The organism is bacterium, assembly GCA_021372535.1.
In the GTDB taxonomy this organism is placed as follows: domain Bacteria; phylum Latescibacterota; class Latescibacteria; order Latescibacterales; family Latescibacteraceae; genus JAFGMP01.
In genome coordinates this window covers 1-12,104 of sequence record JAJFUH010000086.1, presented here as the reverse complement: position 1 = coordinate 12,104, position 12,104 = coordinate 1, and the positions used below count along the sequence as shown (strand labels likewise).

General features: G+C 52.1%; 10 protein-coding genes. 2 read left to right on the top strand and 8 right to left on the bottom strand.

From position 1 onward, the window contains the following. Positions 1-161 precede the first annotated feature (161 nt). The 4 genes from LLG96_08390 to LLG96_08375 all read right to left on the bottom strand — a co-directional run bounded on the left by LLG96_08390 (position 162) and on the right by LLG96_08375 (position 4,045). On the bottom strand, positions 162-890 hold the full coding sequence (locus tag LLG96_08390; GenBank protein ID MCE5250225.1) for a carbohydrate-binding family 9-like protein: 729 nt from the start codon (positions 888-890) through the stop codon (positions 162-164). Positions 891-998: 108 nt separating this feature from the next. After that, positions 999-1,733 (bottom strand): carbohydrate-binding family 9-like protein, encoded by a 735-nt coding sequence (locus LLG96_08385; protein ID MCE5250224.1) that lies wholly within the window; start codon positions 1,731-1,733, stop codon positions 999-1,001. A 25-nt stretch (positions 1,734-1,758) separates the two neighbouring features. Next, positions 1,759-2,658, bottom strand: coding sequence for a hypothetical protein (locus LLG96_08380; GenBank protein MCE5250223.1), 900 nt, complete (start codon positions 2,656-2,658; stop codon positions 1,759-1,761). A 121-nt stretch (positions 2,659-2,779) separates the two neighbouring features. Then, positions 2,780-4,045, bottom strand: a complete 1,266-nt coding sequence (locus LLG96_08375) for a uroporphyrinogen decarboxylase family protein (protein ID MCE5250222.1) — start codon at positions 4,043-4,045, stop codon at positions 2,780-2,782. A gap of 350 nt (positions 4,046-4,395) precedes the next feature. Here LLG96_08375 and LLG96_08370 point away from each other — a divergent pair, with 350 nt between their 5' ends. Next, positions 4,396-5,793, top strand: coding sequence for an amidophosphoribosyltransferase (locus LLG96_08370; protein MCE5250221.1), 1,398 nt, complete (start codon positions 4,396-4,398; stop codon positions 5,791-5,793). A 91-nt stretch (positions 5,794-5,884) separates the two neighbouring features. Continuing rightward, a complete protein-coding gene (locus LLG96_08365; GenBank protein ID MCE5250220.1) occupies positions 5,885-7,291 on the top strand; it encodes a neutral/alkaline non-lysosomal ceramidase N-terminal domain-containing protein in 1,407 nt (468 codons plus the stop codon). 341 nt (positions 7,292-7,632) lie between these two features. Here LLG96_08365 and LLG96_08360 read toward each other — a convergent pair whose 3' ends face one another. The 4 genes from LLG96_08360 to LLG96_08345 all read right to left on the bottom strand — a co-directional run bounded on the left by LLG96_08360 (position 7,633) and on the right by LLG96_08345 (position 12,047). Beyond that, entirely contained in the window at positions 7,633-8,247 is a 615-nt protein-coding gene (locus LLG96_08360; GenBank protein MCE5250219.1) for a hypothetical protein, read from the bottom strand. A 137-nt stretch (positions 8,248-8,384) separates the two neighbouring features. Continuing rightward, positions 8,385-9,839: a beta-lactamase family protein gene (locus tag LLG96_08355; protein MCE5250218.1), complete on the bottom strand. Its 1,455-nt coding sequence runs from the start codon at positions 9,837-9,839 to the stop codon at positions 8,385-8,387. Positions 9,840-10,089: 250 nt separating this feature from the next. Further along, complete coding sequence (locus LLG96_08350) at positions 10,090-10,437, bottom strand: histidine triad nucleotide-binding protein (GenBank protein ID MCE5250217.1); 348 nt, start codon at positions 10,435-10,437, stop codon at positions 10,090-10,092. 323 nt (positions 10,438-10,760) lie between these two features. After that, positions 10,761-12,047 carry a YCF48-related protein gene (locus LLG96_08345; GenBank protein ID MCE5250216.1) on the bottom strand — a complete coding sequence of 429 codons (1,287 nt, stop codon included), beginning with the start codon at positions 12,045-12,047 and terminating at the stop codon, positions 10,761-10,763. Positions 12,048-12,104 lie beyond the last annotated feature (57 nt).

Genomic DNA, 12,104 nt, shown 5'->3' with positions numbered 1-12,104 from the left:
CCAGACTCTACCTCTCCCACCACATGCAGCTTCAATACCTCCGTAAACCGCACTCCCATTCCCTCTTTCATCCTTGACTCCTTGTCCCTTCTTCTGTAAACTTATTTCAGGACAAGACATTCTCTTGATTAAAATTTGTATAAAGATCAGGGTTATATAATTCAGCGAACCTTCTTCATGGAGAAAACGATTTTTCCGAAATCATCGGGAGCGTGGAAATTAGGCTTTTCCGTCATTGAGGGGCTCCACTGGCTGAACTGCTCGTTCGTCTTGCCGCCGCAGCGGTTGAGTCCCACCCTCCACATGTCGCCGTCCTTCGGTGTCGCGCCGGACGAAAGCTTCGTGTAATCCTCGAAACGGATTGCTATCTCGAGTATCCAGCCGGTGTCTTCGTCGCTGTCGTTATTGACCGAGCCCCTGATCGTCTGGGCCATGTGAGGCGGCAGGATTTTATTTTCGAGGATGGGCTTCTTGAGATCGTTGCATACGCTGAGGAGGTTCCCGATGCAGCTCATCTCGAACATGTTGTATCCTTTGCCCGCAGACGGATTCGGGTTCCAGAATATCTCCGCGCAGTCGTCCAGGCAGGTCGCCGAATTCGTATCGTAATGGTCGGCCCAGATGTGTTTGTCGCTGCATTTGAACGAAAGGTAAAGGAAGGTGCCGTCCCAGAGCATTTTTGCCTCGGTCTGCTCCTTCTCGCCCGCGGTCCACCAGGGAAACTGAAAATCGCCGACCGATGGCGCTGCAGCCCAGTCGGCCTCGTCGAGGATGCCGTTAATGGTGATGCCGTCGGTCGTTCGAAAGACCGTGTATTCCGGCTGTTCCGCAAAGGCCGGGATCGCCGTAAGAAATGCACATGCCAAGAAACAGACTGCAAGGGTTTTCATTGTGCCTCCGTACCGTTGAAAACGGTATTCATCGAATACTAAATAGGAATCAGAGAAAATACTCATCGGCATCACAGCGGTGAGTCCGATCAAGCGGCCGGTTATCGTTCATTTCCGTACTTTTTTCGTGCTGAAAAATATCTGGCCGAAATCCTCGGGCCTGTGAAAATTATGCGTCGGCGTCTGTGACTGGCTCCACTGGCTGTTCTGCGGATTGATCTTTCCTCCGCAGCGGTTGAGACCGATCTCCCACATTTCGCCGTCTTTTGGTGTCGCCCCGCTCGAAAGCTTGGTGTAATCGGAGAAACGGACGGCGATTTCGAGAGTCCAGCTGGTATCGGTATCACTGTCATCGTTGACCGTGCCCCGAATGCTCTGGCTCATATGAGGCGGCAGAATCCTGTTGTCATGAATGCTTATCTTACGGTCGTTGCAGACACTGAGGAGATTGCCGAGGCAGTTCATCTCGAACATGTTGTACGCAAGTCCCGCCGCGGGATTCGGATTCCAGAACATCTCGACGCAGTCATCCATGAAAGTCTGTGAGTTCGTATCGAAATGGTCGGCCCAGATATGCTTGTCGCTGCATGTGTAGGTAATATAGAGGAATGTGTCGTCCCAGAGCATCCTGACCTCGGTCTGCTCCTTTTCTCCTTCGGTCCACCAGGGAAACACAAAGGGACTGAACGCCGGTGCGGCTTTCCAGTCAGCCTCGTCGAGAGCGCCGTCGATGGTGATCCCGCCAGTCGTTCGATACACCGTATAGCGTGGTTTTTCCGCTGCATCGGAAGTGAGCGACATACAAACGATACCGATGCAGATCAAAGCTGTGATACCCTTCATGATTCCTCCGTAATGAAGCACAATTCTATTTCTGCTCTATCCGTATGAACGAGAGGCGCGGCATTCCGATAAAATCGAGCGAGAGTACGGCCGAACCCACAAAGGCAATGCCGTTTTTGGTTTCAGGCTCCATCACGGGATTCCGGGAAACGAGGGTAATGGTGTTTCTCATGATAACATAGGTACCCTTTTCCGGGTTGCAGCTCTCAATAATCTTTACAATTTCTTCGGTGCTCTTGCCCTTGAATTTTTCCCGGGTGCTCAGCGATTTTACGAGTTCCTCGATGTTCCCGGGTGTGAACGTGAATGTATACTCTCCCTTGTCGTCGAATATCAGCGTGCTCTTGTAAAAGGTCAGGAGGTCACGGTCGGTCGAAATCCATGTGCCTCTGATTTTCGTTTCGCTCTTGTACTCTTCCGTTCTCTTGTACGTATAGAGTATGAGGGTTCGCCCTGTTCTCAATGCTTCCGCCTTCGGTTTGTCCTCGGGTTTTCGGTCATAGAATTCGGCGAGCGTTTCGTAAGAGTCACGGTCATACTCATACATCTGGATACTCGGTTCCTGTTCAAGCTTCGAGAGGTCTTCCTTTGTCGGGTTTCCGGGGAACTGCGACCATGTTTTCAAAAGAAAGATCGTCATGAACATCGTGTTGTCGGGGGAATAGAACGATTTCCGTTTTTCGGGCATTTTCCGCTCGAAATAGTTCTCCACCGTTCGCAGGGGATCGATGGTCACATACATCGCCGTTTCATAATAGGGATTGAGACCAGAAACAGTCCGGATAAAGACCGCACCGGGATAGAGCGGAGCCTCCATTTCGCTTACGGTCGGCTCCCTGTCGTTAAGCCCGGATGTCTGTGCATGAACACACACACTCAAAAAAAGCATGAATACCATACATGCCGTTATCTGCACTTTTTTCATACTGTTCCACCACCTCATCTGGAGTAAGCCATGTCGCTCGTGTAAGGGAAAAGTTCTTTTTCTTTTTACTCCCGGTATCCATGAACAGTTCCCATTTGGTTATCTGCCCGTCACTTTCCGGTCAGGATGAGAACGAATCCCTGATCGCATCGACCATGGCCAAACAGTTCTCGACAGGGGTGCCGGTCTGGATATTGTGAATGGCATTGAATATGAATCCCCCGCCTTTGTTGAAGATACGGATACGTTCGCTCACCTCGGCGTACACCTCTTCGGGGGTACCGAACGGGAGCGTTTTCTGCGTGTCGACGCCGCCGCCCCAGAATGTGATCCTGTCACCGAAGTCTTTTTTCAGGGAACCGGCTTCCATCCCCTCCGCCGAGCACTGAACGGGATTGAGAACATCGAATCCCGCATCGACGATATCGTCGATAAGCGGCCGTATCCCGCCGCACGAGTGGATGAACACCTTCCATGGCGTGTTTGCATGTACCCAGTCGCATACACGGCGGTGAACGGGCTGGAACAGGTCACGGTAGGCGTCCGGGGAGATGAACGGCCCGCGCTGGGTTCCGAAATCGGTTCCGGTGATGAAGATGACATCGATACGGTCGCCAACCGCTTCCCTGACAAGCTCGAGGTTCCCGAGACCGATTTCACACTGACGGTCGAATATCTCGCGGACATAGTCCTTCCTGAGAACGGTCGAGACATACCATTCCTCCACAGCGCGGATTCCCTTAGGGTCCTTGAGCATCGGCCCGGGAACGAAGGCGATATCACCGAACGATGTCCCGCCCATGCTGTAGACAATCGCACGGTTCGTGTTGGTATAGAGCCATTCGGACTGCTTTTCGAGATGGGCGAGCTCCTCCTCGGAATATACGCCGAATTCCTCGAGGTTGTCTTCGACATCGAGCCTGCTGTCATCGATGGGACGCTGGCGAACCGTGCTGTCGAAATAGAACCCGCCGTTGGGCATTTTCGCGGCAGGCTGATATGATTTATTCCCTTCGGCATACATCGGAATATCGCCGTTTTCATCGGGCTCGGTATTGAAGAGCCCCGGAACGAGCACCTCAGTGCCGTCGAATGTCGTCCATTCTTTCCAACTGCCGTTCTCGAATCCGAACATGTTTTTTGTGCCGAAAAGCCCCGCGCAGTCGATGAAAAGCTTCTCGCGGAGGTCTTCATCGATTTCGCCGAGCATCTGGTACGGCTCGATGACCTTGACACGGTCATGGGGGCCATCGAGACCGAGCGATTTCCTGACCTTCGATACCACGCTTGCCGATATGCCGCTCACCATGGTGGAGCCGAAATCAACAGGCACCCGGTCCGGCTGTTCGTGATTGAGTGCCGCACGTACCCGTTCCCGCGGAGTCATTATGTATTCTCCTGTTTCCGTTGTATAATGGTGAATAATTTATTTTTCGCCGAATCGTTTGTTTATGAAACTCATGAAACTATATAATAATAAATGTATCGAAATGATAAATGAAAAAAATATTATATCCGCGTAAATCCTCCTGTTCCTCATACATCCGTGTTCTATAAAGTATTTTTAATACTATAGCTAATAGATTAATAAATAACCGGTTATAAAAATCAATACGGCTGAGTCCTTGTGAAAATTATTTTTTACATATAATCCCCTTACGTGATTGACATCAAAAAAAGAGTGAGTTATCATAAGTTAAACCATGGTTTGAAAACAAAACAAAAAGAGGATTGTATATGAGCGGAATTTTTGGAGTCGTCTCAAAGGACAGTTGTGCCGAGCCTCTTTTTTACGGTACCGATTATCATTCGCATCTGGGAACCGCGTACGGCGGGCTTGCGGTTCTCGGCGATACATTCGAACGGCAGATTCATGATCTGAGCCAGAGCCAGTTCAAATCGAAATTTTTCGAGGATATCGGACGGTTGAAAGGAAACAAAGGCATCGGCGTGGTCAGCGACTTCGATGAACAACCGATTTTCATAAACTCCAAATTCGGCCCCTTCTGCATCGTAACCGCCGGACTCATAGAAAATTCGGACGAACTGGCGGACAAACTGTTCAGAAAAGGAATCTCATTCAGCGAGGTCAGTCATGGCAGGATCAACATGACCGAACTGGTCGCAAAGCTCATCACCCAGGGTAAAAATCTGATCAACGGTATCGAACGTATGTTCTCCGTTATCGAGGGCTCATGTTCGCTGCTGATTCTCAATCACGAAGGAGTATATGCGGTTCGTGACCGGCTTGGCTATACCCCGCTTGTTCTGGGACAGCGTCATGACGCCTATGCGGTCGCGACAGAGACAAGCGCTTTCCCAACCATGGGATTCGAGATCATCAAGTATCTCGGACCCGGAGAGATATGCCTTATCAATGAGAACGGCGTCATCCAGAAACGACGCGGGAAAAAGGAAACGAAAATCTGCGCGTTTCTCTGGATATACACCGGATTTCCCGCATCGACTTACGAGGGGATCAATACCGAGACTGTGAGGGAGCGATGCGGCCGGTGCCTTGCGCAACGTGACTGCGACATTGACATCGATCTTGTCGCGGGTGTTCCCGATTCGGGCATGGGACATGCGATCGGATATGCCATGGAGTCGAAAAAACCGCTGCGCCGCCCGCTCGTCAAATATACAGCCGGATATGGCCGCAGCTATGTTCCGCCGTCACAGGATACCCGTGACCTCATAGCCCGGATGAAGCTGATCCCCATCCGTGAGATAATCGAGAATAACCGGATCGCGATCTGCGAGGATTCGATCGTTCGGGGAACCCAGCTCAAAAACTATACCATTAAGAAGCTCTGGGATGCCGGGGCAAAAGAGATTCACATCCGTGTCGCCTGCCCGCCGCTCATGTTTCCCTGCAGGTTCAACCGTACGACCAGAAGCACCAACGAACTCGCGGCTCGAAAAGCAATCCGCTCCATTGAGGGGTACGACATGGAAAATGTCGATGAATACTGCAATCCGGATTCCGATAAATACAGACTCATGGTCGAATGGATTGTCAGGAATCTCGAAGTGACAACCCTCCGGTATCTGACAGTCGATGACATCGTTTCCGCAATCGGCCTGCCGCGGGAAAAACTGTGCCTTTTCTGCTGGACCGGAAAAACCGCGTAAATCCGCGTTCTATAAAATTTTATGAACAGGCCGGGTTAAGCGGTCTTTTTAAACGAACTTTAGTCTTAATGCTTATCAAGGGGTGTACTCAATGAAAAGCCACCAAAGGATACTTTCCATCATCACGGCCCGGGCTGTGTGTGTATTTTCCGGTGCGCTGCTGATTCTGTTCTGTCCGTCCCGGCTTCCTTACGCCCAGGGGTGGAAAGCCGGAACAGCAGCCGTAATCGTAACGCCGGAACAGCCCGCATGGATGGCCGGTTACGGCAGCCGTGACAAGAAATCCGAGGGTAAAATCCACGATCTCTATGTCAAGGCGCTCGCCCTCGAAGACCCGAAAGGCAACAGGGCGGTGATTCTGACAGCGGACCTCATCGGAATCAACCTGGATTTCTCAACCCGTGTCAAAACTCAGATCGAGAAGCAGTACGGTATTCCGCGCAAAGCGATTCTCCTCAATGCATCGCATACCCACTGCGGCCCGGAAGTCCGTGCTTCTGACATGCCTTTTTATCAGCCTGAAGAATCTGTCAGGGAAATAGAGGCAGTGACCGCCTGGGTGGAAAAGCGCTATGTCGAGGTCATCGGTAATGCGATCAGAAACCTCAAACCCGCCAATCTGACATTCTCGAAGGCCATGCCGGTGCCGTTCGCCGTCTGCCGCAGGTTCCCGACTCCGGAAGGTATTGTCTACCGGTCGGGCCCGTCATCATACTATACGGGCGGGTCGAGGGACGATACCGTTCCGGTGCTCCGGGTGAGCGATACGAACGGATCGATCATAACGATTCTCTTCGGCTATACCTGTCACCCCATCACGCTTGCCGGGTACGAGTTCTGCGGAGATTATCCCGGATTTGCCCAGCGCTACATCGAGGAGATGTATCCGGGTGCGACCGCCATGTTCGCGCAGGGATGCACGGGTGACCTTGTCCCCAATGCGCGCTACCAGGTCGAGTACGCCATGGGGCACGGGAGAGCGCTGGCCGATGCGGTGAAAAAGGCGCTCGATGGCGACCAGATTCCGGTTACCGGGATACTGCGCTTCGATTACGACGAGATTCCGCTCGACCTTCAGCCGCTTCCCGACCGTAAAACCCTCGAGAACGACCTGAAATCCGATGATGCAAATACCCGCGGCAAGGCAGCCTTTTTTCTCCATAAGCTCGACAACAACGAGCCGGTCGAACCGATACTCCCGTTCCCTGTCCAGGTGCTCCGTATCGGAAACGAAGTGCTCATGATCGGGCTCGGCGGGGAGCCGGTTGTTGATTATGCGGTCAGGTTCAAATCGGAATTCCTGACCCAGTTCACCTGGGTGCTCGGATACTGCAACTACCAGTTCGGGTACCTCCCGACATGGAAGGTGCTCAAGGAAGGCGGCTACGAAGCGGACGGCGCCATGCGTCACATGCCCTTTACCGGGCCGTTCACCGATACGGTCGAGCATAAGGTGGTCGAGGGTGTCCGGAGGCTGGTGAAGAACGTTTCCGAATGAACGGAGGGTGCAACCGGCGAAAACGGGCAACCACAGTGGATTGCCCCCCTACGGGGACATCATTCGGGACGAGACAGAATCGTATCAGGAAATATTCCGAAACGATTCCGGTATGCTGGACGATTGATCCCGAAAATCCCGATGGCAATATGAAATCACGGCCGTGACCAGGTAGGGGCAGTCCCCCGTGACTGCCCCTACCATTATCGGGCAACCGGCGAAAACGGGCAACCACAGTGGATTGCCCCTACGGGGACATCATTCGGGACGAGACAGAATCGTATCCGTATTTTTTGACGCAGTGAACATGCAGTTTTTATCGTTATTTACGCTGTATCAATTCAGGTATCATGATGTTTCCGGTCATGACTGGATTTAAGGAACCATTTCCCCCCGGCAAAACCGATTTCATCGAGATCGATATCGAAACCGGGCGGCTCGAACACGATTATTCTGTCGGCATATCCGATAACCTCCCTGCACGAGGGGTCGCACAGAGTATCCGATTCTTTTCCGCGCACAACGAGAAACAGGCCGGGTTCCACCGTACGGCGCAGACCGGTCGACTCGCATACGATTGCCCTGTAATTACCGATGACATCGAGCAGCCCCATACATGCGTCTTCATAGAACTGAGGCTGTGTCCTGAGCCAAAAAGCTCTCCATGCCCCCGCGGCGAGCATACGGGCTGTATCTGTGCCGTCCCGCCTGTCCTTTTCCCTGGTGAGGATGTCATGATCATCGGACTTCATGCGTTCCCCGCAGAATACTTCCCGCCGTACACCCGAACCGCAGTCTCCGAAGTCGGGCGTGACCTTTATGCCGGCGATATCGGCAAACGGGCTGAATTTCCTGATAATCCTGCAGGCAAGCTCCGTTTTACCGGCGCTGCCGACTATCGAGCCAATCATGATCATGCGGGGAATGGTAATCATGGGGTGCGGATACCCTCTCATTCTCGGTTTTCATGCTTTTTTACTGCTCCGGCGAAAACAATAGATATAAAATACTGAAATAAGGTCGAAAATCCGTTCGCCTGCTTTTTTACATGCATCAGTATTCAGTGGCCAACCTGCTACAGCGCCGTTTCCGCTCATTTCCGGGTAAATCTCAGCTTGAGTTTCACCGATGGTATACCGAGCACAAGCCCTGTAACCGCACCGCCGGTTCCCCGCTGAAAATCGACAGTCAACTCTCCTGTCCCGAAGCTGTCGGCGTCCAAACGGATCAGGGAATTTTCGGCGGTGATGAAATGATAGCCGACAAAATCGTACGTTATCGGGGTTTTGAGCACAAGCCCGTCTCCTCCTGCTGCAACCGCGTACGTGACCCGGAGCTCGTCGCTGTAATAATCGCCCGTGTACGCGGTGGCTTCGGGCGCTGACAGTATCTGCTTCGACCCGGCTGTCATGTTGTTGATGCGGGTTTCCGCAGGCGATACCGGTTTCAGAACATCGGACAGACACAAATCCGCAATCATGTAGGGTACACTGTAGGGATTGAATCCCGTGGTATTCGACAGGCAGATAACCGTGAACCGCTGATCCGGGAACCTGACCATACCCGCCCTGAAACCTGCCCACCAGCCGTTATGGCTGACCGTTTTGAGACCCTTGTACTCGCTGACCCGTAAACCGCAGGCATAGTCGATAACCTCGCCGTCGTTCAGAACACCCTGATCGAGCATGTTCGCAATGAAATCCGGCCCGCCGACAGCGCTCCCGTAAAAATTCCTGTCCCAGCGCGCGAGGTCTTCCACCGTCGTGCAGAGATTGCTCGCCCCGACTGTATAGTTGTCGTACAACCCCGTGATATACCCGCTACCGTCCTTGTCGTAACCGGTGGCGCGGTTCCTGACAATCACATGCATCTTTTCGTAGAAGAACGAATTCTTCATCCCGAACGGCTCGAATATCCGTTTCGCCGTGAACTCCCCGAGTGACAGCCCGCTCACCTTCTTTACAATCATACCGAGAAGGACAAAACCGGAATTACTGTAGGAAAATTCCGCGCCGGGAACGAAATTCAGCTCACGCTGCCTGGTGATGAATTCGTACAGCTCCTCGGGGGAATAATTCTTGTCATAGGGCATGTTTGCCGGAACCATGAGAGCTTCGTAATCCCTGATTCCGCTGATATGATGGAGCAGGTGACGGATGGTGATGGTGTGACCGTATTCGGGGAAATCTGGCAGGTATTTCCGTATATCGTCATCGAGCGCGAGCTTTCCTTCCCCGGCGAGAATCTGAATGGCGGATGCGGCGAACTGTTTGGAAATTGAGCCGATATTGAACACCGTCTGCGGCGTTATGGGGATGTCATAATCGAGATTCGCAGACCCGTAGCCCTTTTTGAAAATGATTTCGCCGTCCCGTACGACCGCAATGGCGCAGCCCGGTGTCCGGGCGGTAACGTTCTGTCGCGCCACGATGCTGTCGACCTTAGCCTCGAGTGAAGCGCCTGTCAGCGGAGCGGCGGAACAGGGCAGGGACGAGACCACGGAAAAAATACAGGCGATAACGCTGAGTGTTTTCAGGATGTTTTTCATGTTCACGCCTCTTTTACCATTATATTTTTTTGACACGATTGACAATATAAATATAAAAAAACAATCTTGTTAATCTTGTTAATCCTGTCTCAAATTTCTTTTCTTCTTTATCCAAAAAACCGGATAAACATCATCATCCTCACACCACCTTTTTTTAGACATAATCTACACGATTGACAATATATATAAAAAAACAATCTTGTTAATCTTGTTAATCCTGTCTCATATACTCTTTTCTTTCCCGCGTATGTCACCGTGCACGGAGCGCTCCGATCGGTTCGCCGCCGAGGAGGTGCATGTGGACATGGAAAATCTCCTGTCCGCCGTCCGCGTTCGTATTGAAGATTACCCTGAAACCGCTCCGGTCGATCCCCTTTTTCCGTGCAACCTCGTTTGCCGCTTTCATCATGGCGCCGAAGAGCTCGGGTGCATCCTCGGCCATGTCGATGGTCGTGGCGAAATGGCGTTTCGGGATGACGAGCACGTGTACCCGCGCGACAGGATGAATGTCGGGGAATACGAGCACATCGTCATTTTCGTACACACGTTCGGCAGGGATAGCCCCCGCCGCTATCTTGCAGAACAGACAATCCGGCATGGTGAAATCTCCTTTGTATTAATGTATCGTATCCGATCCGCAGCTTTTTATCAGTGCCCCGGTAAACAAATATATGAATACTGTTCATGTATTGAAAGGTCTTCTTTCTGTTTCCGCGCCGGGTGAGGGCCGGGGAACTTTTCGCCTATAGCACGGGGATTCATCCCCGGGTAGTTCATGTATGCGTGATTCTATCAAAAAACGGAGGGCAGCCAGTGACACCGTAAAAAAAGACCGGAGATATGAATTACCATAATCTCCGGCTTCTGTGCGTTATGGGATTACTTCTTTTAAAACACTGCTCTATCTTGTCATGAAAACACTCAGCGAACGAGCAGCATCTTACGGGTGAGGGATGAATTTCCGGTGTCGAGACGGTAAAGGTAAACGCCGCTCGATACGGTCATTCCGGCTTTATCGGTTCCATCCCATGAAATGGCGTGATGTCCCGGTTCAATAGCCCCTTCGATCAGTGTCGCTACGATCTGACCCGCAAGATTGTAGACAGCCAGACGGGTGAATCCGCCATCCGTAAGGGTGAACGATATCGTCGTTGACGGATTGAACGGATTCGGGCTGTTCTGTGCGAGAGAGATCGCAACGGGCTTGGATTCCTCGTCGACGAACACTCCCCCCGCCGATTCGGACAGGATGGTGCCATAGTAACCGCATGCCCATACGGTACCGCCATACGCGCATATACCTTCCAGATCGCGGGTGGTGTCGATTTCCTGCTTTGTCCATGTCACGCCGCCGTCCGAGGTAATATAGATACCGCCGACGTTGCCGCCGCTTCTTCCGCCGACAGCCCAGCCATTTAAGGCATCGGTGAAGTATACATCCTTGAAATCGATGTGATCCTTGAGGTCGTTTATTATCCATGTTGCGCCGCCATCGGTCGTGCGCCCCAGATAACCGCCGCCGCCGACTATCCACCCGTTATTGGCGTCGACGAAATGGACACCCCAGATATACGCGGACGAGCTGCTGCCCTGCTCCGACCATGTTTTCCCGCCATCGCCGGTATGCATTATACCGGTGCCGTTGCCGACTGCCCAGCCGGTATTTTCGTCGATGAAACAGACATCCAAGAATGATTTGGTCGTCGGCGGGGTTTGGCTTTCCCATGTCGCTCCGCCGTCAGAGGTTGCAACCATGATACTGCCACCGGTCAGCCATCCGTGGTTTTCATCGAGGAAAAACATTTTATTCAGCCCTTTTGTAAGGCCTGTGGACACACTGTTCCATGTCGCTCCGCCGTCGGTAGTGTGTAAAAGCACTTCTTTCTTGCTCAAACTGGCGATTCCCGCCGCCCAGCCGTTCGATTCGTTCAGGAAAACGACACCCAGCAGCTGGTCGAACAACGCCGTTTTTATCTGGAGATTCCATGTCTTCCCGCCATCCTCGGTGACATAGATAACCCCGTAGGAACTGCTAACTCCAACAGCCCAGCCTTTCTGAGCGCTCGCGAAGCACACGTCGTAAAAATTTATGATATCGGTTGCACTCGGATTCTCCTGAGTGCTCAAAACCGTCCATGCATTGCCATTGGCCGCTCCAAGGGTCAGTATGCACAGGCAGACACAACATGAGAACAGGAACCTGTTCATGGGTGAAGCTCCTTTCTTTGAAGGGTTCGTAAAAAACTGTTGCATTATGTAGCAAGA

Excerpts from the sequence above, each read along its gene's own strand:
- LLG96_08390 (MCE5250225.1), bottom strand. The coding sequence starts at position 890 with ATGAAAACCCTTGCAGTCTGTTTCTTGGCATGTGCATTTCTTACGGCG.
- LLG96_08385 (MCE5250224.1), bottom strand. The coding sequence starts at position 1,733 with ATGAAGGGTATCACAGCTTTGATCTGCATCGGTATCGTTTGTATGTCG.
- LLG96_08380 (MCE5250223.1), bottom strand. The coding sequence starts at position 2,658 with ATGAAAAAAGTGCAGATAACGGCATGTATGGTATTCATGCTTTTTTTG.
- LLG96_08375 (MCE5250222.1), bottom strand. The coding sequence starts at position 4,045 with ATGACTCCGCGGGAACGGGTACGTGCGGCACTCAATCACGAACAGCCG.
- LLG96_08370 (MCE5250221.1), top strand. The coding sequence starts at position 4,396 with ATGAGCGGAATTTTTGGAGTCGTCTCAAAGGACAGTTGTGCCGAGCCT.
- LLG96_08365 (MCE5250220.1), top strand. The coding sequence starts at position 5,885 with ATGAAAAGCCACCAAAGGATACTTTCCATCATCACGGCCCGGGCTGTG.
- LLG96_08360 (MCE5250219.1), bottom strand. The coding sequence starts at position 8,247 with ATGAGAGGGTATCCGCACCCCATGATTACCATTCCCCGCATGATCATG.
- LLG96_08355 (MCE5250218.1), bottom strand. The coding sequence starts at position 9,839 with ATGAAAAACATCCTGAAAACACTCAGCGTTATCGCCTGTATTTTTTCC.
- LLG96_08350 (MCE5250217.1), bottom strand. The coding sequence starts at position 10,437 with ATGCCGGATTGTCTGTTCTGCAAGATAGCGGCGGGGGCTATCCCTGCC.
- LLG96_08345 (MCE5250216.1), bottom strand. The coding sequence starts at position 12,047 with ATGAACAGGTTCCTGTTCTCATGTTGTGTCTGCCTGTGCATACTGACC.